The sequence below is a fragment of the Streptomyces sp. NPDC001492 genome (assembly GCF_053597275.1).
Window position 1 is genome coordinate 1 of record NZ_JBSFHW010000085.1, and the last position, 24,377, is coordinate 24,377.

Below are 24,377 nucleotides of genomic sequence, written 5' to 3' on the forward strand. Positions count from 1 at the left end.
GGTGCCGTTGACGGCGGCGCCTGCCTGGTAGACGGTGCCGTAGGTGTCGTCGTGCTGGCCGCCGGCGCCCCAGATGTCCGTGCCCGCGTCGGTGACGGTGAAGAAGCCGCCGGTCTGTCCGGTGGTGGCGGGAGTGGAGGAGTAGCTGCTGTAGGGGCCGGTGACGGCGCCGGTGGTCAGGGGCCGGTACTGCGGCTCGATGCCCGCGTTGTTCATGACCGTCGACGCGCCGGACGGCCAGTTGCCGTCGGTGACGACGACGGTGCCGCTGACGGTGTCACCGTGGCCGTCGTTGGTGCTGATGTTGGCGGTGTTGTTGACCGTCCAGTTGTCGGTGGCGGTCAGGGCGCCGGTGTTCTGGGTCGAGCCGGTGTGCGCGAAGAGCCACTGTCCGGTGTTGCGGACGACGTTGTTGGAGTCGGTGAAGTTCCGGGAGCCCTCGTCGTGGTAGAGGCCGTAGTAGTTGTTGGTGTTGTGGCAGTAGTTCCCCGTGATCGTGCTGCCGGGCGAGGCCGACAGGGTGTACACGCAGCCGCCGTCGGCCATCTGCTGCATGATGTCGTGGATGTAGTTGCCCGTGACGTTGTTGTTCTGGGCCGTGGTGGGCGTCGAGTAGACAGGCTGGTAGTCGTACAGGCCGCGGTTTTGGTATTCCGGGCTGCCACCCGGGTCGTTGACGCCCCAGCCGTAGCCGATGGCGAGGCCGCTGTAGGGCAGGTTGTACACCTCGTTGTGCGAGACGGTCGCGCCGTTGACGTAGGTGACGAGGAGGGCCGACATGTCCCGGTAGTCGATCGCCACGTCGTGGATGACGTTGTCGTTCAGGGTGATGTTCTTGTTGGTCATCCGGCTGTCGCTGGGGTGGTGTGCGTCGGCCTGGACACCGCCCACGAGGATGCCGCCGCCCGCGTCCTGGGTGAAGACGTTCCCCGTCACGTTAATGGTGTCGGCACCGAGTCCGACGCCGGTGGCGTGCGCGTTGGCGTCGTTGCCTATCCCGAGGCCGTTCTCCCCGAGGTTGGTGAACCGGTTGCCGGTGAAGGTGATGTGGTCGGCGGCCGAGACCTGGACGGCGGCCGGCAGCTGGCTGAAGTGCGGGCGGGTCGCCTCGAACAACTTACAGCCCGCGTTGCAGGAGGTCAGCCAGTCCGACGGGGCGGACCAGGTGCCGGCCAGGTAGGCCCCGGTCTGCTGGCTGGCGTACCCGTTGCTGCCGCTCGGGCCCAGCCAGCTGGTGCCCGAGAACTGCAGTCCCGAGAAGGTGATGTGGGTGGCGGGAGAGGCATAGCTTCCCCCGACATCGATGAGCGACTGCAGCTTCGGCACCTCGACGTCCGCGGTGCTCATGCTCTGCCCCGGCAGCGGCTTGTAGTACAGGGTGCCGGTGTTGGTGTCCAGGTACCACTCGCCGGCGGTGTCGAGGAACTCGTAGGCGTTCTCGATGTAGAGCGGGCCCGACCGGAGCGGGTGCTCCAGGGTGTCCCAGCCGAACGTGTTGTTGGTCCATGCGGGCTGGGTCATGGTGATGGTGCCGTTGCTGATGCCGGACACCGGGGAGTAGCGGTCGGTGAAGGAGGCAATGCTGTGAATCTCGGTCCGGCCGGGGTTCGCAAGGCTGTTGAGGTAGCTCAGCGCGCTGTTGGTGAACGTGTAGCCGCTGGTGGTCACGGTCAGGTCCGAGCGGTTGACCGTGGAGCGGGCCCGCTGCGCCAGGACACCGTCGACGTACAGCTGCCGGGTGTCGAACCCGGTGCCGACGTCGGCCTGCCAGATGTTCTTCGCCGAGTCGTGCAGGGTCCAGCCGGTGGCCTTCTGGGCTCCGGTGATGACGGGGTGCGCGCCCAGTGCGGCTGTCCAGTTCACCGTGTGGCCGCCGGTGCCGGAGTCGGCGGAGGTGAAGGTCAGCGGGGCCGTCAGCCGGTAGGTGCCGTCGGCGAGCACGACGGTGATGTCGCCCGTCATGGAGCCGTTGATGGCCTGCACATTTGTCTTGGCCTGGGTGAGGGAGCACGGCTGGCTCACGGAGCAGGCGGTGCCCGTGCCGTTCGGCGCGGCATAGAGCATCGTCGTGGCTGCGAACGCGGGGCCGGCCTGGACGAGGACTGCAGCGGCCGAGGCGATGAGGAGGACGGCCGTGGCAAGCCATGATCTGAGACGGTCGGGGACGGCGTGGTTGCGGATTGGTCGCACGTGACACCTGCCGGTGGATTGTTTCGGAAGGCCTCGCGATGTTTCACCGGAGTGGGGGCCGGGTGGCGCGGGCACAAAGGGGAAACCGCGACGCAACATTAGACGTCATACGAATTTCGTCAATAGTTCCGTCGCGACGACTTGGACGATGTGCGCCAGACATGCGACGCCCCCGGCCTGTCGGCTCGGGGGCGTCGGTGCGGTTGTGCTCACGGAGCGGGCGGGGCCGCGCTGGGCAGGCGACGGCGACGCCACGCTGCTGCGATGTGGTCGGTCATGGCCTGCGCGGCGCCCTCGGGATCGCGGGCCAGGAGACGCTCGACCACTTTCCGGTGCTCCACGTTGGCCTGCCGGCACCCGGTGGTGTCGGGGGCGCCGGTGTACAGCGACGTGGTGCGGGCCTGGGCGTGGACGGTACGGATGATGGAACGGCCGAGCCGGTTGCGGGAGGCCTGCATGATGCGGTCGTGGAAGGCGACGTCGGTCTCGATGAACCGGGCCGGGGTCGTGATCTCCTCGTCGAGCCGGCTGAGCATCCGCTCGATGGCCTGCAGGTCCTCGGCGGTGGCCAGCTCGACGGCCTGGGCGGCCATCTGAGCCTCGAGCGCCGACCGGATGGCCACGAGCTGGTCGAGGACGACGAGTGCGTCGTCATGCCGGACAGTGGCGGCCAGCACGACGGGGTCCAGCAGGTTCCACTCCTCGGCCTGGGTGACCGTGGTGCCAGAACCCTGCCGCGCGCGGACCAGGCCCTTGGCCTCCAGGGACTTGACGGCCTCGCGGACGGTGATGCGGCTGACGCCGAACGTCTCGCACAGTTCGGGTTCGACCGGCAGGGTTGAGCCCGGCGGGAGGGCGCCCGAGACGATGTTGTCGGTGAGGGACTCCACGACGGCATGGGCCAGGCGGGCCGGGCGCTTGGACCAGGGCTTGAGGACCGGCGATTCCTCGGCTGTGTCGCTGGCGTTCTTGGCCATGACCCCCCTTGCTTTGTGGTGAACGGTGGGCGAGTCTACTCGCCAACACCTTGACGGCATTCGTATGACGACTTATGTTACGCGAAATGCCACCCCCAGTGTCCGACGCCCGCCCGGGACGGCACGGCGTCGACCGATCCAAGCGCCCCCGAACTGCTCAGGGCACCTGCGAACCCAGTGGAGCCACTCATGACGGTCAACAAGTCCAGCTCGAAGAGAGTGATCAGTAAGAAGCGTGCGGCGTTGCTGGCCGGTTGCGCGGCCACGGTGCTGCTGACCGTGACCGCCTGCGGCAGCGGTGGCGGCGCCGGTACGACGACCAAGGACGGTTTCGCCCAGGCCGCCCAGGACAAGGGGGCGTTGACCGTGTGGGTGGACGCGACGCGCCTGGCCGCGGCGAAGCAGTACCAGGCGTCGCACCCGAGCGTGAAGCTGCACATCGTCAGCTACGACGGCGACGCCAACGGGTCCAACTACCTCCAGACGAAGGTCCAACTCTTCAACCGCACGGGCAAGGGCTGGCCGGACGTCGTCTTCAGCTCCCAGAACAACGAGGCGAGCTGGGCCGTCGACCAGAACTTCGCGGCTCCGCTGAACAAGGGCCTGATACCGGACACGACGCTCAGCGGGTTCGCCAAGGGCGCCAACGACGTCTGCACGGTCGACGGAACCCTCTACTGCCTGCGCAACGACCTCTCCCAGGCGGTGCTCTGGTACAACGCGCCGCTGCTGAAGCAGTTCGGCTACAAGGTCCCGACGACCTGGGAGGAATACCAGGCGCTCGGTGAGAAGGTCTCCAAGGAGCACCCCGGCTACCTCGTGGGCGACGCGGGTGACACCTTCACCCCCGAGATCTACCTGTGGGCGGGCAAGTGCGGCGCCAACCACATCACCGGCCCCAAGGCCGTCTCTGTCAACACCACCAGCGAGGCCTGTACCAAGATGGCCAAGCTGCTGGATGTGCTGATCAAGGACAAGTCGATGTCGACGAGCGGGGTCTTCAGCACCGACTTCGGCAAGAACAAGGCCAAGAAGGTCCTGCTCATGCCCGGCCCGGCGTGGTACGGCGGCGCGGTGTTCGAGGGCACCTTCAAGACCCCGGCCAAGCAGATCGCGGTGGCGCCCATGCCGCAGTGGCAGGGCGACACCTCGCCCTCGACCGGCAACGTCGGCGGCGGGACCTGGCTGCTGTCCAAGCACTCCGCCCACATCAAGGCGGCCACCGACTTCCTGAAGTGGGTCACCACCGACAACGCCTACCAGGGCGCGAAGGCCCCCGGCTTCCCGGCCTACGCGCCGGCGGCCGACAACTGGCTCAAGGCGCAGGCCGCCTCCGGGTACTTCGCCGGTGACCTCACCGCCCTCAAGGACGCCTCCTCGCAGGTGTGGCCGGACTGGGGCTCGGGCCAGTTCAGCCAGGAGGCCATCTGGGCCGCCACCGTCAAGCCCGGCCTGACCCAGGGCAAGACCATCGAGTCGCTGCTGCCCGCCTGGCAGGACTCGATCGTCAAGTACGCCCAGGCCGACGGATACAAGGTCGCCCAGTGACTTCCGCGCACTCCTCGGCCGGCTCTGTCCGGGGGCGCCCTCGCGGCACCTCCCGGCAGAGCCGGGCCGGCATGGCATTCGTCGCCGGCTACGTACTGCTGCTGATCGCCTTCGGCGTCCTACCGACCGGTTACGCGATCTACTTCGCGTTCACCGACGCCGGCGGGGGCTTCACAGGTCTCTCCAACTTCGTCACCACGGCACAGGACTTCCGCTTCGTCGACTCCCTGAGTCATGTGGCCCTGTACCTGGTCTTCTGGCTCCTCTCGCTCGTGGTGTTCGTGGTCGTCCTGGCGCTCCTGCTGCACCGGCTGTCCTCCGGACCGCTCAGTCAGGCGCTGCGCTTCCTCTACTACATCCCCGGAGCCCTCGCCGGCGCCGCGAGCGTGCTGGTGTGGCTGTTCATGCTCGACCCGACGGTCAGCCCCGTCAGCTCCCTGCTCGGCTCGCTGGGCTTCCACACCTTCGGCGAGGTCATCGCCCCCGGCAACCTCGCTCTGCTGTTCACGATCATCGCGTTCTGGACCGGCGCGGGCGGCTGGATCGTCGTCATGTACGGCGCCCTCAACAACATCCCCAAGGACGTCATGGAAGCCGCCCGCATCGACGGCGCGAACGGCTGGCAGACCGCCTGGCGGGTCCAGATCCCCATGCTCCGCAAGTGGATCGTGTACATGGTGATCCTCGCCTTCGCCGGCGGCGCGCAGCTCTTCGTCGAGCCGCAACTGCTCTCCCTGGCCAGCACCGGCGTGGCCGGCCGCGACTACTCCCTCAACCAGCTCACCTACGACTTCGCCTTCCAGATGAACAACATCAACGGCGCCGCCGCCGTCTCGGTGGAACTCCTGGTCGTGAGTGTGTCGGTCGCCGGTGTCTTCGTCGCACGATCGGGGTTCTTCGATGCCGACTGACACACGAACCACCCCCCTTGCCAACACCCCGCGCACCGAAGGGGATGCGAACGCCATGAGCCGAACCCCACACGGCCAACCACGGCAGCGCCGCCGGCCCCCCCGGCACATGACGTCACGGCTGCTGACGGGCTCCGTGCTCACCGTGTTCGTGGTGTTCTTCGTGCTGCCCGTGCTCTGGCTGCTGCTCGCGGCGACCAAGACCGACCAGCAGCTCGTCCACGACAACCCGCTCTCCTTCGGGTCCTGGCACGCGCTGACAGCCAACTGGCACGCCCTGACCGCCTTCCAGGACGACGCCATCCTGCTGTGGCTGCGCAACTCCGCCCTCTACGCCGCGATCTCCCTGGTCATCACGCTCTGCCTGGCCATACCCGCCGGATACGCGCTGGCCATGACCGAGTTCCGCGGCCGGCACACCCTGCTGATCGCGACCCTGGTCGTGATGCTCATGCCCAACGCCACCCTGGTGGTGCCGCTGTTCCTGGAGATCAACGCGGTCCACCTGATCGGCACCATGTGGTCGATCATCCTGCCGTACTCCTTCTACCCGTTCGGGGTGTACCTCACGTACATCTACTTCACCACCGCCGTACCCAAGGACCTCCTGGCCGCAGCCCGCATGGACGGCTGCTCCGAGTTCGGCGTCTTCCGCCATGTGGCCCTGCCGCTGGCGACCCCCGTCATCGCGCTCGTCGGGTTCTTCAGCTTCGTCGCCAACTGGACGAACTACTTCCTGCCCTACGTGATGCTCCCCGACAGCGACCAGATGCCCGTCCAGGTGGGCGTCGGCAGCCTGCTCAGCAACGTGCCGTCGTTCAACCCGACCGTCGGCAACCTCGCCATCCAACGCCCGCAACTGGCACTGGCCACACTCGTCGCCATCACCCCCGTCCTCGTCGTGTTCCTGTTCGCCCAGCGCTTCCTGGTCAGCGGAATGCTCGCCGGCGCCACCAAGGAGTGACCGCTCTCATGCCCTTCGACTCCCCTCTCCAGGCCCACGGTGAGGGCACCCCGCCCCCCGTCCTCGATGTCGGGGCCACGGTGCCGCTGCTCGAACCCCCCGGCTGGGCCGTCGCCCAACGCGCCCTGTTCGACCTGCTCGACCACGCCTGGCGGCGCTTCGAGGACGCCTTCACCGGCCCCGACGGACGCCTGAACTACCACAGGCAACTGACCACCCGCGACGGCGTCGACGACTTCTACGAAGTGTTCTTCAACTGGCCCCAGCTCTACCTCCTCGGCGGCGCCGACGACCTCCTGCCCGCCAGCGAGAAACACTGGGAGGGCGTCACCCGACAACTGACCGAACTGAACATGCTGCGCGAGGAGTACGAGCGCGGCTACGACTGGTTCCACCAGGGCGAGAGCCTGCTCCTGCTGTACTTCCTGTGCATGGCCGCACCCGACCGCTGGCGCGAGCGCGCCCTGCGCTTCGCCGAACTGTACGTCGACCCCGCCAAGGGCAACTACGACCCCGCCCACCGCATCATCACCCGCCCCCACAACGGCAGCGACCCCGACCGCACCGGCCTCTTCGACGGCGACGTCTACCCCTGGCTGCAGAAGGAAGCCGACACCTACGGCTACCCCCTCGAATGGCTCCCCGAAGCCCAGGACGGCCCCTACCCGCTCTCCGCCGACCCGCGGCTTGGCGAGCAGATGCGCGACCGGATGGGTGTCGGCGACACCACGATGAACCTCGCCGCGGCCGGACTCGTCCTCAACGCCTGGATCCTGACCGGCGAGGAACGCTACCGCGACTGGATCACCGAATACGTCGGCGCCTGGCGCGAACGCACCCAGGCCAACGGCGGCCTGATCCCCGACAACGTCAGCCCCGACGGCATCGTCGGCGGCCTGCTGGAGGGCCGCTGGTACGGCGGCCACTACGGCTGGTCCTGGCCCCACGGCTGGCACAGCCTCGGCCACGCAGCCTGCGTGGCCGCACTCGCGGCCGCCACCGTCACCGGCGACGACGACTACCTCTCCATGATCGCCACCTCACTCGACACCCTCATCAGCCACGCCAAGGTCATGCCCCACACTGAGGCCGACTCCAGCCTGCCCTCCAAATGGGCGGTCGAACTCGGCCCCGACGACATCCACACACCCACACCGCACCTGCCCTTCCGCCACAACGACTCCGGCTGGTTCGACCACAACCCCGCCACACCCCCGGTACCGGTGGCCCTGTGGCACCACACCTTCTCCCAGGCCGACCGGGCCCGGCTGGAGCACCTGCGCGAAGCCGACGGCATCGACTGGCGCACCGTACGGCCCTTCCGGTCCAAGGAGGACTCCGGGCACGAGAAGGCATGGTTCGCCTTCCTCGCCGGCGACGACCCCGGCTATCCCGAACGCATCCTCGCCGCCGCCCAGGCCCAGGTCCGCCACCGGCTGCGGCGCATCGACCGCTACCGCGACCTGGACGTGCCCGAGGCCGACATCCACGTCTGGCAGCAGTGCAACCCCGTCGTCACCGAAGCCCTGGTCCAGCTCACCTGGGGCGGCCCCCAGGTCCTGTACCAGGGCGGACTGCAGCAGGCACGGCTGCGCTACCACGACGCCGACACCCGCCGCGCCGGCCTGCCCGCCGACGTCGCCGCCCTGGTCACCTCCATCGATCCCCAGGCAACCACCGTCGAACTCGTCAACCTCTCCCCCGAAACCGACCGCACCGTCACCGTCCAGGCCGGCGCCTTCGCCGAGCACACCATCACCACCGTCCGGTACACCACCTGCACCAACGACAGCTGGATCGGCGACATGTACGACTACGGCCACACCGAGCCGGCCGTCACCGAGACCGAAACCACATGCAACGGACCGTTCCTGACAGTCCGTCTGCCCGCCTCCACCCGCATCCGGCTCACCCTGCGCCTCGGGTTGCGCACCCGTACTCCCAGCTACCGCACTCCGTTCGACAACCCGGCCGACGCATCCCCTGCGGGCGCGGAGGGAGAAACCGCATGAAGCGCATCGCTCAGACCATCAGGCTCCGACCCGAGCACCGCGAGGAGTACCTCCGGCTCCACTCGGCCGTCTGGCCCGGAGTCGAAGCGGCCCTGCACCGGGCGAACATCCGCAACTTCAGCATCTTCCTCCACGGTGACGTGCTGTTCGCCTACTTGGAGTACCACGGCGACGACTTCGAGGCCGACATGGCCGCCCTCGAAGCCGACCCCGAGACCCAGGAGTGGTGGAAGCTCACCGACCCTTGCCAGGAGCCCTTCCCCGACCGGGGCGAGGGCCGCCAGTGGACCGAACTCCCCGAGATCTGGCACCTGAGCCCGCCCGCCGACGACGCCACCGCCTGACGCGGCCCGTACCAGACCGAGTCGACTTGGAACCTGCCATGACCCCCGCCCCCGTCCTCATCGACGCCCACCACCACCTGTGGGACCTCGAACAGCGCCCGCAGCCCTGGCTGGACGACCCCGCCGTGGCATCGATCCGCCGCGCCTTCACCCCCGATGACCTGCGCTCCACCGCCGCCCAGTCCATCGCGGGCCGGCGGCTGCACGGCACGGTGGTCGTGCAGTGCATCCCGGACGTACCCGAGACCGAGGACCTGCTCGCCCTCGCGGAGCGGGAGCCACTGATCGGGGCCGTGGTCGGCTGGGCCGACCTGACATCCCCGGCGATCGGCGATCTGCTCGACGGGTTGCTCGCCGGGCCGGGCGGGACGTATCTGCGGTCCCTGCGCCACCTCGTCCAGGGCGAGACGGACCCGGAGTGGCTGCAACGCCCCGAGGTCGAACGCGGGCTGGCAGCGGCCCGGGACCGCGGGCTCGGCTACGACGTACTCGTCCGCAGCCACCAGCTCGACCAGGCGATCCGGCTGGCCGAGCGCTTCCCCGACCTGCCCCAGGTGCTCAACCACGCGGGCAAGCCGCCGATCGCCGACGGTGACCTGGCCGACTGGGAACGCCCGCTGCGTCTGCTGGCCGCACACCCGCACGTGGTCTGCAAGGTGTCGGGGCTGATCACCGAGGCCGACCACGAGAAGTGGACCGTCGACGACATCCGCCCCGTCTGGGACGTGCTGCTCTCCGCCTTCGGCCCCGAACGGCTGATGTTCGGCTCCGACTGGCCGGTCGCGAACCTCGCGGGCGGCTGGAACCGCTGGGCCGCCACCGTCGACGAACTGCTCGACGGCTGTTCCACCACCGAGATCCACGCGGTCCTCGCCGGCACCGCGACCGCCTTCTACCGTCTCCCCTCCGCTGTGTCAGAGGAAGCCGACGTGGCGGCGGACAGCGCCACGCACACCATCTGACCCTCACGCCCACCCCGGCGTGCGCACGCGTCCCGCTCGTCGGCGAACCCGCGCGGGACATGCATCCGCCTCTCCTGACCATCGGCGTCCGCGCCGAAAGGACCCTGACGACACCATGACACTCGCCGTCCGCTACACCTCGGCCCGCACCCTGGACACCGCGCCCGCACTCAGCGCGCCGCCCGGTCCCGGCGAAGTGGAGCTGGCCCCCGCCTACGTCGGTATCTGCGGCACCGATCTGCACATCTTCCACGGCGACATGGACGCCCGGGTCCACACGCCCGCCGTCCTGGGCCACGAGATGTCCGGCCGCGTCGTACGCGTCGGCCCGGACGTCGAGGGCTGGCAGCCCGGAGACGCGGTCACCGTGATGCCGCTGCGCTGGGACGACACCTGCCCCGCCTGCCAGGCCGGCCATCAGCACATCTGCCAGCACCTGGACTTCATCGGCATCGACTCCCCCGGCGCCATGCAGCAGCGCTGGACCGTGCCCGCCTCGACACTCGTCCGGCTGCCCGACTCGATCCCCCTGGACCGGGCCGCGCTTGTCGAACCGACGGCGGTCGCCGTGCACGACGTGAGCCGGGCCGCGGTGCGAGACGGTGAGAAGGTCGTCGTGGTCGGCGGCGGCCCGGTCGGCATCCTCATAGCGCTGGTCGCGCGCTCCGCGGGCGCCGAGGTCCGTGTGGTGGAGCTGAGCGCCCATCGGCGGCTGCTCGCCGAGGAGCTGGGCCTGGCGACCTGGGACCCGGCCGACGACGACGTGCCGGCGCTGGTCGGCGCGTGGACCGGGGACGCGGGCGCGGACGTCGCGTTCGAGGTGTCCGGTGCGGCGGGCGGCGTGGACACCGCGGTCGATGTCCTCGGCGTGCGCGGCCGCCTCTGCCTCGTCGCGATCCACCCACGGCCCCGAGAGGTCAACCTGCACCGCTTCTTCTGGCGTGAACTCACCCTCGTCGGGGCTCGGTTGTACGACCGCTCCGACTTCGAGAAGGCGGTTGCCCTGGTCGCGGACGGCACCATCCCGGCCGAGCGGCTGATCAGCAAGGTCGTGCCGCTCACCGAGGCGCCCTCCGCGTTCGAGGCCCTGGAAGGCGGCGGCGACGTGATGAAGATCCTCGTGGACTGCACCGACAACACCGACGACGCCCAGGGAGCCGCCGTATGACCGCCTTCGACCTGACCGGGAAGCTCGCCGTCGTCACCGGCGCCCGGCGCGGCATCGGCCGGGCGATGGCCCGCGCGCTCGCCGGGGCCGGTGCGGACGTGATCGGTGTCAGCGCCTCGCTGGAGGAGTCCGGCAGTGCGGTGGAGAAGGACGTCGTCGCCGCGGGCCGCACGTTCGAGGCCATCCGCACCGACTTCGCCGACCCCGAGGCGGTACGGGCCCTGGGCGAGGACCTCGCCGGGCGCGAGCGGCCGGTGGACATCCTGGTCAACAACGCGGGCACGATCCGCCGCGCTCCGGCCGCCGCACACAGCGACGCCGACTGGGAGCTGGTGCTCCAGGTCAACCTCAACGCGCAGTTCGCGCTGACCCGTGCGGTCGGCGGGGCCATGGTCGCCCGCGGCCAGGGGAAGGTCATCTTCACGGCGTCGCTGCTCAGCTTCCAGGGCGGCATCACCGTGCCCGGCTACACCGCCGCCAAGCACGGCGTCGCCGGTCTGACCAAGGCCCTGGCCAACGAGTGGGCACCGCACGGCGTGAACGTCAACGCCCTCGCGCCCGGCTACATCGCCACCGACAACACCCAGGCGCTGCAGGACGACCCGGTGCGCAGCAAGGCGATCCTGGACCGCATCCCGGCCGGACGCTGGGGCAGCGCCGACGACCTGGCCGGCGCCACCGTCTTCCTCGCCTCGGACGCGGCCGCCTACGTGCACGGTGTCGTCCTGCCGGTCGACGGCGGATGGCTCGGCCGATGAGCGGCAGATCTCTGGCCTCCGTACTGGACGGTGCCCGGCTCCTGCCGGTGCTGACCGTGCCGGACCCCGCGAGCGCCGGGCCACTGGCCGACGCGCTCGCCGCGGGCGGCGCCCGCTGTGCAGAGGTCACCTTCCGCACCCCGGACGCCGAACGGGTCGTCAAGGAGATGGCGGCCCACGGCGGCCTGACCGTCGGCGCCGGAACGGTGCTCAGTGCCGAGCAGGTGGAGCGGGCAGTGGCCGCGGGCGCGCGCTTCGTCGTCTCCCCGGGCTTCGACATCCAGGTCGTCGCCCGGTGCTGGAAGCTGGGGGTGCCGGTCGTGCCGGGGATCGCCTCGGCGACCGAGCTGATGGGCGCCCTGCACGCCGGCGTCGACACGGTCAAGCTGTTCCCCGCCGAACCGCTCGGCGGCCTGCGGATGCTACGGGCGCTCGCGGCGCCCTTCCCCAAGGCGCGTTTCGTCCCGACCGGCGGCATCGGCCCCGACCAGCTGTCCTGCTATCTCGCTCACCCGTCGGTGCTCGCCGTGGGCGGAAGCTGGATCGCCACCCCCGGCCACCTCGAACGTGGAGCATACGACGAGATCCGCCGGCTGACCGCCGTGGCGGTGGAGAGGACCGCGCCGTGACCGACGTGATCGCCCTGGGCGAGGTCATGCTGCGCTTCGACCCCGGCGAGGGCAGAATCCGCACCGCCCGCACCTTCCAGGTGTGGGAGGGCGGCGGCGAGTACAACGTCGTACGCGGCCTGCGCCGCTGCTTCGGGCTGCGCACCGCCGTGGTCACCGCCCTCGCCGACAACGCGGTGGGCCGACTCGTGGAGGACCTGATCCTCCAGGGCGGCGTCGACACCTCGCACCTTCGCTGGGTCGCGGCGGACGGCATGGGGCGCACGGCCCGCAACGGCCTGAACTTCGTCGAGCGCGGCTTCGGCATCCGCGGGGCACTGGGCGTCAGCGACCGCGCGAACACCGCCGTCTCCCAACTGCGCAAGGGGGACATCGACTGGGACGCGGTGTTCTCGGCCGGGGTGCGCTGGTTCCACACCGGCGGCATCTTCGCCGGTCTGTCCGACACCACGGTGGACGTCGCCGACGAGGCCCTGGCGGCGGCCCGCCGGCACGGGGTCACCGTCTCCTACGACCCGAACTACCGACCCAGCCTCTGGGCCGGCCGCGGCGGCGCCGAGCGGGCACGCGAGGTCGACCTGCGGCTCGCCCGGCACGCCGACGTCGTGGTGGGCGCCCTCGGCCTGGCCGGGACACATCCGGGACAGACGCGCATCGCGGCCGACGAGGTGCCGGACGCGCTCGCCGCGGTGGCCGACCTGCTGCCTGAGGCGAGGGTACTGGCGACGACCCTGCGCGAGGTGCCCTCGGCCGGGGTCAACGACTGGTCCTCGGCCGCCTGGTCCCCCAAAACGGGCTTCGTCACCGGCCCGCGTATGCCCGGCCTGCACGTCCTGGACCGCATCGGCTCCGGCGACGCCTTCGCCGCCGGACTGATCCACGGCCTGCTCGCCGGTCACTCCCTGGAACGCGCCCTCGCCTACGGAACCGCCCACGGCGCACTCACCATGACCACGCCCGGAGACGTCTCGATGGTCTCGCTCGCCGAGGTCGAGGCGCTCGTCGCGGGCGCTTCGGCCCACGTCAGGCGCTGACCGCGCCCATCACCCGTACCCAGGAGCACGTCTTGCACCAGCGGAAGATCCAGAACACGTCCGTCTCCCTCACCGAGCTCGGCTTCGGAGCGTCCGTGATCGGCAACCTCTACCGTGTCACCCCGGCCGACGACGCGACAGCCGCCGTCGATGCGGCTTGGCAGGCCGGCCTGCGGTATTTCGACACCGCACCGCACTACGGCCTCGGCCTCTCCGAACGCCGGCTGGGCGCCGCTCTGCGAGGCCGTCCGCGCGACGAGTACGTCATCTCCTCCAAGGTGGGCCGGCTTCTCGTCCCCAACGAACGGCCGCGGGGCGTCGACGACGAGGGTTTCGTCGTACGGGACGACCTGCGCCGGCAGTGGGACTTCAGCCGTGACGGCATCCTGCGCTCCCTCGACGCCACCCTGGAGCGCACCGGCCTGGACCGCCTCGACATCGTCTATCTGCACGACCCCGACGACCACTGGCGCCAGGCCGCCGACGAGGCCATGCCCACCCTCGCGGAGCTGCGCGACCAGGGCGTGATCGGCGCGATCGGCGCCGGCATGAACCAGTCGGCGATGCTCGCCCGCTTCCTGCGTGAGACCGCCGCCGACGTTGTCATGCTCGCCGGCCGCTACACACTCCTGGACCAGTCGGCGCTGGACGACGTCCTGCCCGCGGCACGGGAACTCGGCAAGAGTGTGGTGGCGGTGGGCGTCTTCAACTCCGGCCTGCTCTCCCGTGACCACCCGGCCGAGGGAATGAAGTACGACTACCAGGACGCCCCGCCGGAGCTCGTCGCGCGGGCTCGGGCCATCGCCCAGGTCTGCGCGGCCCACGGCACCACCCTGCCCGCCGCCGCGATCGCCTTCCCCCTCACCCACCCCAGCACGGTCAATGTCACGCTCGGCATGCGAAACCGCGAACAAGTGACACGGAACGTGGAACTCCACCGGAGCACCGTCCCCCAGGCCCTGTGGGACGACCTCCGGCACCGAGGGCTGATCAGGTCCGACGTCCCCACAGGAAGCGGTCTTCGCCCGATGGGCTGATGAAAGCCACCACCTCCGTGGCCGTGCAACGCCAGTACTCCGGCACCGCCGGCCGTACCGAGATCCTCCAGAGGGGATACCCCCAGCCGGATCGGCGCCTTGCCGCATACGTCACCACCCGCCGACGCGCCCTGATGGACCGCGAGCTGATCTGTCCCAGTCCTGGACTGACGACCTCGAACGCTGCCGCGCCGCCGAGATCCTTGACGGGCGGGGCTTCGCTACCAAGCCAGAGCAGTACGGTGAATTCTGGTGAGTGGCCGGGGAGTTGGGGGCGACGCACGCCCCGCGCGTGCCGTGTGCAGCGAGATCCTTGGCCGTTGCGCTCCCTCTGCTCCTGTTTCATCGCGGAGTGGGCCACTTGGCTCCGAATGCCCCGGCTGCCTGACCAGGCCCCTGACCGGCGGGCCGGGCCGGAGCTATGCCGGAAACATGAGCGCACGCCGCCGCTACCCCAGCGACCTCTCCGACGCCCGGTGGGCGCTGGTCACACTGCTGCTGACGAACTGGCGTGAGGAAATCATCCTCCGCGGCCTCAACATCGGCCACCCGCCCCGCCACGACCTGCGCGACCTCCTGGACGCGGTGCTCTACATGGCCCGCACCGGCATCCCCTGGCGCTACCTGCCCGCGACTACGAAGCCCTCCCGAGTCGAGGGGGGTCCGGTCCGGCGATGACGTTCCAAAGGAGAGCACAGTCTGTGACCGTACGGGCCATCGGCCCGTCCTGGCGAGAGGTCGAGACTGAGCGGCGGCAGCGACGGCACCTGTCCGGTGGGCGGTCGAAACCCGTCTACGCCGCACAGAGCCGAGGGAACCCGGATGGCTACCGCGATGGTCGGAGCCGGTGGCGAGTGGGGCGAGTCCGGCAGCCAGTGCCGCTGGTCTGCACCCTCATCTGCCTTCGCCGCATCGGTTTCCTCATTCTCAACTGATCAGTGAGAGAACTCGACGAAGGTCGAACCTAAATGAGTACTACTCATTTTGCGGACCCATTGGTCCGCGCGGGGCGTTGCCCGTTACCAAAGATGCGCTTCTAACTGGGATAACTGTCCCACGACAGGAGGCCAAGTGGAAGCGACGCCTACCCCGCATGTGTCCTCGGTGTTACGGAAGTGGAAAAATAAGTCGGTTCATCGTCTTGACGGGACCAGTCCATCTCGCCGATAAATGCCACTCATAACCCCAGCGGGGGCTTGGAGGAGGGACACACCACAGATGAGACCCCTACGCATCGGTGCGGGGACGGTCAAGGCGCTCGCGGCGGCGGCCGTCGTCTTCGCGGCCGTTCTGCCCGCTCAACCCGCCTACGCAGCCACGACGAACTTCTACGTCGACCCGGTCAACGGCAGTGACAGCAACTCGGGAACCAGCACCGCCTCAGCCTTCAAGACCATCCAGGCCGCCCAGGCCGCGGTCCGGGCCGTCAACGCGAACATGTCCGACGACATCGTCGTGAACCTGCGCGGAGGCACCTACCCCCTCACCGCCCCGATCAGCTTCGGCACCAGTGACTCCGGCACGAACGGCCACACGGTCGTCTACCAGGCGTACAACGGCGAGACCCCGGTAATCACCGGCGGCAAGGCGATCACGGGCTGGACCGCGGCCGCGAACGGCGAGTACAAGGCGCCGGTGGGCAGCCTCAACTTCCGGCAGCTGTACGTCAACGGGGTCCGCGCCACCCGGGCCCGCTTCCCCGACGTCGGTTCGGACTTCCAGCTGCAGGGCAGCGACAAGACCAACAAGCTGCTGAAGGTGCTCAGTTCGCAGGTGTCCAACTGGGACCAGCTCAGCAAGGTCGAGATGATGCTGGAGACGCAGTGGGGCGAGAGCTACCTGCGGCTGAAATCGATCAGCTCCGCCAACGGCATCGCCAACGTGTCGATCCAGGACCACGAAGCCGGGATCCTGTTCCAGCGTCCCTGGCCCCAGCTCTCCGACGGCTCTCCCCTGCACTTCGAGAACGCCCACGAATTCCTCAACGAACCGGGCGAGTTCTACGTCGACACGGCCGCGCAGACCGTCTACTACAAGCCCCGCCCCGGTGAGGACATGTCCACGGCCACCGTGCAGGCGCCCACGGTGCAGACGCTCTTCGACATCAAGGGCACCAGCCTCGACAGTCCCGCCCACGACCTGCGCTTCTCCGGGATCACCTTCACCCAGACCACCTGGATGGAGGCGACGGACAACGGCTACCTCAACGGCCAGGGCGGCCTCTACAACCTCTCGGCCGACACCTCCAACAACCAGTACGTCGGCCGTCCGCCGGCCGGGGTCCAGGCCTCGTACGCCGACCGTCTCTCCTTCACCGGCAACACCTTCACACAGATGGGCGCCACCGCCCTGGACCTGCACCACGGTGTGCACGACAGCACCGTGACCGGCAACCTCGTCTACGACATCGCCGGCAACGGCATCATGGTCGGCAAGTTCTCCGACCCGACCGTGGAGTACCACACCGTCTACAACCCGCCCACCTCACCAGCTGGTGAGGACGCCCGGGAGGTGGTCAAGAACGTCACCGTGAAGAACAACCTGATCACCGGGATCGGGGAGGACTACCTGGGCACCGCGGGCATCAATGCGGGCTTCGTCAACAGCACCACCATCGACCACAACGACATCTCCGAGACCCCGTGGGCCGCCATCTCGCTGGGTTGGGGCTGGCAGTCGGCGGCCAACGCCGAAGGCAACAACAGCATCAGCTACAACCGGATCGGCAACGTCATGAACCGGCTGTGCGACTCCGCCGGTATCTACCACCTCTCCAACGACCCGGGCACGGTCATCAACGGCAACTACATCCACGACGTGGTGCGTTCGCCGGCCGCTTGCGGTTCGGCCGTGGCCAGCATCTACACCGACGAGGGGTCGGACAACATGACCCTGTCGAACAACGTGCTGTCGCACACGGACGGGTTCATCAACCAGAACCGCAACGGCTCCAACGTCACGCTCACCAACAACACCACGTCCGGTGACTCGGTGATCAAGGCATCCGGCCTGGAGTCCGCCTACCAGGGGCTGGCGGCGAAGGTCAACCTGGCCTACAACAAGTCGGCGTCCGCGTCGTCGGTCTACGCCTCCTTCACGCCGGCCTCCAACGCCAACGACAACAACGGCTCGACCGGCTGGTCGCCGACCGGCAGCGACAGCTCGGCCTGGTGGCAGGTCGACCTCGGGCAGGCCTACCAGCTCGGACAGTTCTCCCTGACCACCCGGCAGGACCTGGACCAGTCCGAGACCCGCGGCAACTTCGAGATCCGGGCCTCCAACGACCCGTCCTTCGCCACCTACACCGTCGTGGGACGCCAGACGGCCACCCTGCCGCTCGCCTCGACGCTCACGGGCAACATCGATGTCCGCCAGAAGTTCCGCTATGTGCGGGTCGCCAAGACCGACGGCGCGTACTTCTTCATCGCGGACTTCAGTGTGCAGCAGGCCGGCGGGGCGCTGGAGGACGCGACCGGTACGCCGAACACCAACCCGTCGACGTACTACACGATCAAGAACGTCAACAGCGGACAGCTGATGGACGTTTCCGGCGGGTCCACCGCTGACGGCGGGAGCGTCATCCAGTGGCCGAGCAACGGTGGAGCCAACCAGCAGTGGAACATCGTCCCCGTCAGCGGTCAGCTCTACAAGATCATGAACCGCAACAGCGGCAAGGTCCTCGACTTCGGCTGGCCCAGCCACTGGAGGAGCGCCGCGGTGCAGCAATACGGCTACAACGGCGGCAACAACCAGCTGTGGTACTTCGAGCCGGTCAGCGGCGGGTACGTCATCCGCAACTTCGAGAGCGGGCAGGTCCTGGAGGTCGGTGGCGGATCGACCTCCAACGGAGCCACCGTCAGTCAGTACATGCCCCTGAACCAGTCCAACCAGGCCTGGACGATCCAGTGACAAACCGACCCGATACAAGGCGGTAGCCGGTGGGGCCGGAGGCCAATGGCCTTCCGGCCCCACTGTTCCACTCACCGACCATGCCGAAGCCGCCCTGTCGTCGTAGGAGCGGCTTCGGCATAGCATCCTGCAGCTGGGGCTGCTGTGATCGGTGGACTCCGCCAGCCAGGTCAGGTGACCTGCCCCTCCCTCTCAGGTTCCAGTTCGGCTGGCTAACTGACGGCCTTCACGACTTCGCACCGTGGGAGACGGTTTACGGCCACTTCGCCGCCTGGTCGAAGGAGGGCATCTTCGACCAGCTCAGCGGCCTGCTGCGACGTTTGGTGCGCGAGGCCGAAGGCCGCAACACCGAGCCGAGTGCCTGCGTGCTGGACGCGCAGAGCATCTAGACCTCCGACAACGTGCCATCAGCCGGCCGGGGCATCGATGCAGGCAAGAAAATCGCAGGCCACAAGCACCACTTCGGCGTCGACACCCTCGGTCTGCTGCTGGTCGTCTGGATGAGCGCAGCGAGCGTCTCCGACAGCGTCGGCGGCATCCACCTGCTCACCCAGGTCTCCGCCGCAGCACCGCGAGTGACCCAGGCATGGGCCGACACCGGCTACCGGACAAAAGCCATCGACCACGGCGCCCGCCTCGGAATCGACATCGAAGTCGTCCAACGTGACCCCGGCGTCAAGGGGTTCAAGGTGACCCCTCGACGTTGGGTTGTCGAGCGCACCTTGTGCGCCACGAGGCGCTCTGTTTGTATCTCCGGCTGAGCCGGGAGGAACTCGGAAGGAGGTTCCTGGGCCGGATGACTTACCTGGATCCGAAAGGTGAAGGGGACAACAGCATGTCAGAAAACCAGTGACCGGGCTCAGTTGTCGGAGACGGTGCGCTGGGCGGCCCGCGCGATATGGCGAAGACTGGATTGTTTGAAGCCCAATATCCAGAAGATGCAAGTTCTCATCCGCCGGAAGGACAGCTGAAACCGGCGCCGCACCCTGCACGGGGTTCGATCGTGCCCCCGTGCACCTCCGGGGTGCGGAGCGATGCCCAGCGAGGGCATTCAAGGAGATGAGTGGGACGCCTAACTCGCGCTAGAACGTACAGACAGAGACAAACGTGGGATCGCCTACGGGACGCGAGTCCTATGGCGACGGAGGCCCCGTAGTAGTCGCCGGATTAACGCCCGACCAGGGAGGACGGGAAAGCCGTCCGCAGGGCGAAGGGGGCCAGGTGACTCGGATACATCAGACCCGGGAGGTATGCGAAATGCAGATCGCCGAAACGGTGCTGTGTGTCCTGCGTGAGCAGCCTGAATCGCTCACGCCGTAGTCACTGGAGAGCCGGATGACCGGGAAACCGTCATGTCCGGTTCGGCGGGAGGCCGCGCGGAACGGGACCTGCACCGGCAGTGTCGGCAGGCAGGCACCTCGCCGCGCGACCGACCCAACCGGCTGGCGCGAAGGCGCGGAGGGTCGGGTGCGGGGCGATCGTGGGAGCGGGGCGGGAGTGGGGTGGACTGGCCGATCAGGCCTTCGGCGGCGTCACGGTCTCCTTGTCGACAAACCGCTCAAGGACGGGAGGGTAGTCCAGGCCGGCGGGCAGCGCCACGCCGGGCCCGGTGGGGGCGTGGACGAGGCCTTGGGCGTCGATGCCGCTCTCGCGGCTGATGGGATTGCCCATGACCAGGGACTCGTAGTAGGTGGTGTTCGAGATGGCCATGCAGAGGTGTCGGTTGGGGATCTCCGGCCCGTGCACCTCGGCGCGCAGCCGGAAGGCGTCGGCGAGGTGGGCGGTGCGCATGGCGCCGGTGAAGCCGCCGCGCAACTGTGTGGAGGCGCGGACACCGAAGGTGGCGGCGCCGGCCTGGATGAAGTCGGCCGAGTTCATGTGGGCCCCGTCGGAGGTCTCGGCCACCAGGAGCGGGACTGCCACCGCATCGGCGAGCCGCTTGTAGGCGGTGATGCTGAACTCCCGGATCGGCTCCTCGTACCAGAGGTAGTCCGCGTCGGACAGGGCGTGTCCGAGGTAGATCGCGTCGGGGAGGTCGAATCCGGCGGACCCGTCGAACATCAGGGGGATCGCGTCCCCCACGTGTTCCCGCAGGGCCACCGACAGCCGGGCGTCGCGGCGTGCGTCGCCCCAGGCGTGGAGCTTGATGGCCGGGTATCCGAGTTCCAGGGCCTGGTCGGCGATGTCCAGGTACTCCTCCACCGAGGAGTAGGTGACGGTGGAGGCGTAGGCGGGGATCGAGGTGCGGAAACCGCCCAGCATCTGCCAGGTGGGCCGGTCCGCGAGCCTGCCGGCCAGGTCCCACAGTGCGGTGTCGACGAGGCCGAGCAGATAGAGGGGCAGCTCCTCGGTGCGGTCCAGCTCCCACATCCGGTGCCACAGCCACTCCCGCTGCAGCGGGTCCTGGCCCACGAGCTCCTTGCGCAGGAAGCGGTCCAGCAGGTCCGCCAGGATGACGGCGGTGCCCCGGCGGGGGGCCATCGCGATGCCCTCGACCCCTTCGTCGGTGCAGATGCGCAGCACCGCGGCCTCGCCGTCCGGCGGGCTGCCCAGCAACCCGTCACGCCAGACGAACGGCGGACTGGCGCCCGGAACCCGGACCGGATAGCTCTCCACGTCGGCAATGCGCACGGTTGTTACCCCTTGCAGTGGCAGCTACTGCTGCGAAATTTTCGTGTAACGTAAGTCGTCATACGAATGCTGTCAAGGTGTTCGGAGCAGTAGACTCAGCGATCGTCCACAACGGTGAGGGGGCCCCATGGCGAAGAGCGGTCGAAGCGGCGTCGAGGATCCGTCGGCCCTGAAACCCTGGCCCAAGCGCCCGGCGCGGCTGGCGCATGCGGTGGTGGAGTCCCTCACCGACAGTATCGTCTCGGGTGCCATCCCGCCCGGCTCCACCTTGCCGGTCGAACCCGAACTGTGCGAGACGTTCGGCGTCAGCCGCATCACGATCCGTGAGGCGGTCAAGTCGCTGGAGGCCAAGGGGCTGGTTCGTGCCCGGCAGGGTTCCGGCACCACGGTCACCCCGTCCGAGGAGTGGAATCTTCTGGATCCCGTCGTGCTGGCGGCCACCGTCCAGCACGACGACGAACTCGTCGTGCTGGACCAGCTTGTCGGCGTGCGTTCGGTCCTTGAGGCGCAGATGGCGGCCCAGGCCGCCGAGCTCGCCACCGATGACGATCTCCGGGAGATCGAGCGGCTGCTCGGCCGTCTCGACGAGGAGATCGCCACTCCCGCCCGGTTCAACGAGACCGATGTGCTCTTCCATGACCGGATCATGCAGGCGTCCCGGAACAGGCTGGGTCGTTCCATCATCCGGACCGTCCACACCCAGGCCCGCAGTACGTTCCTGTATAACGGCATTCCCGACGGCCACTCGTGCGAGCAGGCGAACGCCGAGCACCGCCGGATCGCCGAGCGGCTACTGGCCCGCGACCCCCAGGGCGCAGCGCAGGCCATGACGGCCCATATCGAAGAGGCCTGGAGCCGCCGCCGTATCCCGCGCCCCGGTCTCACCGGTTGAGCGCATCCCGCGCGCTTGCGTGCGCCGGTACCCGCCCCCGAGCCGTAAGGCCGGGGGCGGGTTTTTTGTGGTGCAGATCTGTTTCTGCGACACATATTGACAGCATACGTATGACGACTAACGTTACGTCGCCGTATCACCTCCGCAATCACCGCAGGCCCGTGTCCCCATGAGTGGGAGGACGCACCGTGCGTGCCCTCTCGACCATCGGAAGGTCTCAGATGCGCTCAACCCTCTTCCGCCCCGCACTGCGTGACCGGCTCAGACCATGTCTGGCCGCACTCGCCCTCCTCAGCGCCTCCGCCGGTGCGGTCGTCGCGCAGGCCGTGCCCGCGTCCGCCGCCACCGCCGCGACACTCCATGTGTCCCCCGACGGCACCGGTACCGCCTGCTCGACCAGCCAGCCGTGCTCCCTCACCCAGGCCAAGACCAACGTCCGGGCCATGAACAACTCCATGACGGGCGACATCGTCGTGGAGGTCGCCGACGGCACGTACCGGCTGACGAACCCCCTCACCTTCACCGCGGCGGACTCCGGCACCGGCGGTTACTCGGTGATCTGGAAGGCCGCGCTGGGCGCCCGTCCGGTCATCACCGGCGCGCAGCGGGCCACGGGCTGGACGCTGCAGGACTCGGCGAAGAACATCTGGAAGGCCGACGTCGGGACGGGGTTCGACACCCGGCAGCTGTACGTCGACGGCGTCCTGGCGACCAGGGCCCGCTCCTCGCTCAACCGCGCCGACCTGAAGGCGACCACCAGCGGCTACACCTTCACCAACACCGCGCTGAACTACCTCAACAGCCTTGCAAACCCCGGCCGGACCGAGATCCACGGCATCGGCTCCTTCACCGACCGTTACTCTCCGGTGTCCGGCATCAGCAACGGCACCATCACGATGGAGCAGCCGGCCTGGGACGACAACACCTTCGGCTACGACACCCTGACCCAGCCCTTCCGGGCGGCACCGCTCTACATCGAGAACGCCTACGAGTTCCTCGACGCGGCCGGCGAGTGGTACCTCGACACGAACTCCGGCACCCTCTACTACAAGCCGCTGCCGGGGCAGAGCATGAGCACCGCGGACGTCGAGGTGCCGAAGCTGGAATCGCTCATCGACGTCGGGGGAAGCTATGCCTCTCCCGCCACCCACATCACGTTCTCAGGGCTCCAGTTCTCGGGCACCAGCTGGCTGGATCCCAGCACCCACGGCTACGCCAGCCAGCAGACCGGCGCGTACCTCACCGGTACCTGGGACCGTCCCTCCGACGCGCTGACCTCCTGCCAGAGCGGCTGCCAGCTGTTCGAGGCGACGCGTCCGCACTGGGACCAGATGCCGGCCGCCGTCCAGGTCTCGGCCGCCGACCACATCACCTTCACCGGCGACCGGTTCACCCAGCTCGGACAGGTGGCGCTCGGCATCGGCGAGGACGCCAACGCCCACGCCACCGGGGTCGGCCTCGGGGCCGACACCATCACCGCCACCGGCAACGTCTTCACCCGGGACGCGGGCGGCGGCATAGCCGTCGGCGGGCTCCAGGCGGACGCGCATCACCCCAGTGACAGCCGGATGACCAACAAGAACATCACCCTGAGCAACAACGTCATCCATGACGTGGCGATCGACTACCGCGACATGACGGCCATCCTGGCCACCTACGTCAACGGCGCGACCATCTCGCACAACGAGGTGTACAACCTGCCCTACTCGGGGCTGGCCATCGGCTACGGCTGGGGGGTCAACGACCCGGGCGGCAGCCAGGACTACGTGAACCGCGGTCTGTACAACTACCAGCCCATCTACCAGACCGCCACCACCGCCGCGAACAACCACATCACCGACAACTACATCCACGACATCATGCAGCAGATGAACGACGGCGGCTGTCTGTACACCCTGTCGGATTCGCCCGGCAGCACCTTCGAACGCAACTACTGCCACACCAACAACAACTACCTCGGCTTCTACCACGACGAGGGATCCCGGCACTTCACGGACACCAACAACGTCTTCCGCAATGTGGGCGAGTGGGCCCACGAGAACGCCAACTCCTCCAACAACACCGGCGCCCTGACCGTCCAGGGCAACTGGACGAGCAACTCCTCGACCGACATATCCGACGGTAACCGCGGCAATGTCGTGAGCGGCACGGTAGTCGTCTCCAACGGCAACTGGCCCTCCGGCGCCCGCACGGTCATGAACAACGCGGGCATCGAGCCGCAGTACCGGCCCCTGACCACGGACCCCGTCACGGCCCCTTACAGCGGCTATTCCTCCACCACCGCCCTGACCGGCCAGAGCGGCGGCTACTTCACCATCACCGACGCGGGCACGGACATCTGGGGCGCCGGCGGCCAGCACGACGACACCTACGGCACCGTCTACCAGGCAGGCGCCGCCGTCAACGGCACC

Annotated in this window: 17 protein-coding genes and 3 pseudogenes; 17 read left to right on the top strand and 3 right to left on the bottom strand. The window is 68.6% G+C overall.

The features are described 5' to 3' along the window. Both ACWC1K_RS48970 and ACWC1K_RS48975 read right to left on the bottom strand, forming a co-directional pair. On the bottom strand, positions 1-2,190 hold a 2,190-nt coding region (locus ACWC1K_RS48970), incomplete at its 3' end, for a right-handed parallel beta-helix repeat-containing protein (RefSeq protein ID WP_450840505.1). Between the two features lie 209 nt (positions 2,191-2,399). Continuing rightward, positions 2,400-3,167, bottom strand: coding sequence for a FadR/GntR family transcriptional regulator (locus tag ACWC1K_RS48975; protein ID WP_450840507.1), 768 nt, complete (start codon positions 3,165-3,167; stop codon positions 2,400-2,402). A gap of 189 nt (positions 3,168-3,356) precedes the next feature. On the opposite strand from ACWC1K_RS48975, the gene ACWC1K_RS48980 reads away from it, so the two are divergent. The 15 genes and pseudogenes from ACWC1K_RS48980 to ACWC1K_RS49050 form a co-directional block, all read left to right on the top strand. Continuing rightward, positions 3,357-4,715, top strand: a complete 1,359-nt coding sequence (locus tag ACWC1K_RS48980) for an ABC transporter substrate-binding protein (protein WP_450840509.1) — start codon at positions 3,357-3,359, stop codon at positions 4,713-4,715. After that, positions 4,712-5,626, top strand: a complete 915-nt coding sequence (locus tag ACWC1K_RS48985) for a carbohydrate ABC transporter permease (protein WP_450840511.1) — start codon at positions 4,712-4,714, stop codon at positions 5,624-5,626. Before ACWC1K_RS48980 ends, ACWC1K_RS48985 begins: the two co-directional genes overlap by 4 nt. Before the next feature lie 109 nt (positions 5,627-5,735). Continuing rightward, entirely contained in the window at positions 5,736-6,590 is an 855-nt protein-coding gene (locus tag ACWC1K_RS48990) for a carbohydrate ABC transporter permease (RefSeq protein WP_450840533.1), read from the top strand. Between the two features lie 8 nt (positions 6,591-6,598). Then, positions 6,599-8,602 carry a hypothetical protein gene (locus ACWC1K_RS48995; RefSeq protein ID WP_450840513.1) on the top strand — a complete coding sequence of 668 codons (2,004 nt, stop codon included), beginning with the start codon at positions 6,599-6,601 and terminating at the stop codon, positions 8,600-8,602. Further along, complete coding sequence (locus tag ACWC1K_RS49000; protein ID WP_450840515.1) at positions 8,599-8,946, top strand: L-rhamnose mutarotase; 348 nt, start codon at positions 8,599-8,601, stop codon at positions 8,944-8,946. The genes ACWC1K_RS48995 and ACWC1K_RS49000 overlap by 4 nt, the downstream gene beginning before the upstream one ends. A 38-nt stretch (positions 8,947-8,984) precedes the next feature. Then, positions 8,985-9,908 carry an amidohydrolase family protein gene (locus ACWC1K_RS49005; RefSeq protein ID WP_450840517.1) on the top strand — a complete coding sequence of 308 codons (924 nt, stop codon included), beginning with the start codon at positions 8,985-8,987 and terminating at the stop codon, positions 9,906-9,908. Between the two features lie 115 nt (positions 9,909-10,023). After that, positions 10,024-11,076: a zinc-dependent alcohol dehydrogenase gene (locus tag ACWC1K_RS49010; RefSeq protein WP_450840519.1), complete on the top strand. Its 1,053-nt coding sequence runs from the start codon at positions 10,024-10,026 to the stop codon at positions 11,074-11,076. Next, positions 11,073-11,834, top strand: a complete 762-nt coding sequence (locus tag ACWC1K_RS49015; protein ID WP_450840521.1) for an SDR family NAD(P)-dependent oxidoreductase — start codon at positions 11,073-11,075, stop codon at positions 11,832-11,834. Before ACWC1K_RS49010 ends, ACWC1K_RS49015 begins: the two co-directional genes overlap by 4 nt. Then, positions 11,831-12,463, top strand: coding sequence for a bifunctional 4-hydroxy-2-oxoglutarate aldolase/2-dehydro-3-deoxy-phosphogluconate aldolase (locus ACWC1K_RS49020; protein WP_450840523.1), 633 nt, complete (start codon positions 11,831-11,833; stop codon positions 12,461-12,463). Before ACWC1K_RS49015 ends, ACWC1K_RS49020 begins: the two co-directional genes overlap by 4 nt. Further along, a complete protein-coding gene (locus ACWC1K_RS49025) occupies positions 12,460-13,497 on the top strand; it encodes a PfkB family carbohydrate kinase (protein WP_450840524.1) in 1,038 nt (345 codons plus the stop codon). Before ACWC1K_RS49020 ends, ACWC1K_RS49025 begins: the two co-directional genes overlap by 4 nt. Before the next feature lie 32 nt (positions 13,498-13,529). Next, positions 13,530-14,534: an aldo/keto reductase gene (locus ACWC1K_RS49030; protein WP_450840525.1), complete on the top strand. Its 1,005-nt coding sequence runs from the start codon at positions 13,530-13,532 to the stop codon at positions 14,532-14,534. Then, positions 14,531-14,766: pseudogene (locus ACWC1K_RS49035) on the top strand (transposase); the annotation flags it as partial. The gene ACWC1K_RS49030 and the pseudogene ACWC1K_RS49035, both read left to right, overlap by 4 nt. 200 nt (positions 14,767-14,966) lie before the next feature. After that, positions 14,967-15,164 (top strand): annotated as a pseudogene (locus ACWC1K_RS49040) (transposase); the annotation flags it as partial. 588 nt (positions 15,165-15,752) lie between these two features. After that, a complete protein-coding gene (locus ACWC1K_RS49045) occupies positions 15,753-18,443 on the top strand; it encodes an RICIN domain-containing protein (RefSeq protein ID WP_450840526.1) in 2,691 nt (896 codons plus the stop codon). Between the two features lie 227 nt (positions 18,444-18,670). After that, positions 18,671-19,165 (top strand): annotated as a pseudogene (locus ACWC1K_RS49050) (transposase); the annotation flags it as partial. Positions 19,166-19,958: 793 nt separating this feature from the next. On the opposite strand, the gene ACWC1K_RS49055 reads toward ACWC1K_RS49050, so the two are convergent. Further along, positions 19,959-21,074: an enolase C-terminal domain-like protein gene (locus ACWC1K_RS49055; protein WP_450840528.1), complete on the bottom strand. Its 1,116-nt coding sequence runs from the start codon at positions 21,072-21,074 to the stop codon at positions 19,959-19,961. 127 nt (positions 21,075-21,201) lie between these two features. On the opposite strand from ACWC1K_RS49055, the gene ACWC1K_RS49060 reads away from it, so the two are divergent. Next, on the top strand, positions 21,202-21,966 hold the full coding sequence (locus tag ACWC1K_RS49060; RefSeq protein WP_450840530.1) for a FadR/GntR family transcriptional regulator: 765 nt from the start codon (positions 21,202-21,204) through the stop codon (positions 21,964-21,966). Between the two features lie 221 nt (positions 21,967-22,187). Continuing rightward, a partial coding sequence (locus ACWC1K_RS49065; RefSeq protein WP_450840531.1) for a right-handed parallel beta-helix repeat-containing protein occupies positions 22,188-24,377 on the top strand: 2,190 nt, incomplete at its 3' end.

Bases quoted from the DNA above. Each gene is read 5' to 3' on its own strand.
- ACWC1K_RS48975 (WP_450840507.1), bottom strand. From the start codon at position 3,167: ATGGCCAAGAACGCCAGCGACACAGCCGAGGAATCGCCGGTCCTCAAG.
- ACWC1K_RS48980 (WP_450840509.1), top strand. From the start codon at position 3,357: ATGACGGTCAACAAGTCCAGCTCGAAGAGAGTGATCAGTAAGAAGCGT.
- ACWC1K_RS48990 (WP_450840533.1), top strand. From the start codon at position 5,736: ATGACGTCACGGCTGCTGACGGGCTCCGTGCTCACCGTGTTCGTGGTG.
- ACWC1K_RS48995 (WP_450840513.1), top strand. From the start codon at position 6,599: ATGCCCTTCGACTCCCCTCTCCAGGCCCACGGTGAGGGCACCCCGCCC.
- ACWC1K_RS49000 (WP_450840515.1), top strand. From the start codon at position 8,599: ATGAAGCGCATCGCTCAGACCATCAGGCTCCGACCCGAGCACCGCGAG.
- ACWC1K_RS49005 (WP_450840517.1), top strand. From the start codon at position 8,985: ATGACCCCCGCCCCCGTCCTCATCGACGCCCACCACCACCTGTGGGAC.
- ACWC1K_RS49010 (WP_450840519.1), top strand. From the start codon at position 10,024: ATGACACTCGCCGTCCGCTACACCTCGGCCCGCACCCTGGACACCGCG.
- ACWC1K_RS49015 (WP_450840521.1), top strand. From the start codon at position 11,073: ATGACCGCCTTCGACCTGACCGGGAAGCTCGCCGTCGTCACCGGCGCC.
- ACWC1K_RS49020 (WP_450840523.1), top strand. From the start codon at position 11,831: ATGAGCGGCAGATCTCTGGCCTCCGTACTGGACGGTGCCCGGCTCCTG.
- ACWC1K_RS49045 (WP_450840526.1), top strand. From the start codon at position 15,753: ATGAGACCCCTACGCATCGGTGCGGGGACGGTCAAGGCGCTCGCGGCG.
- ACWC1K_RS49060 (WP_450840530.1), top strand. From the start codon at position 21,202: ATGGCGAAGAGCGGTCGAAGCGGCGTCGAGGATCCGTCGGCCCTGAAA.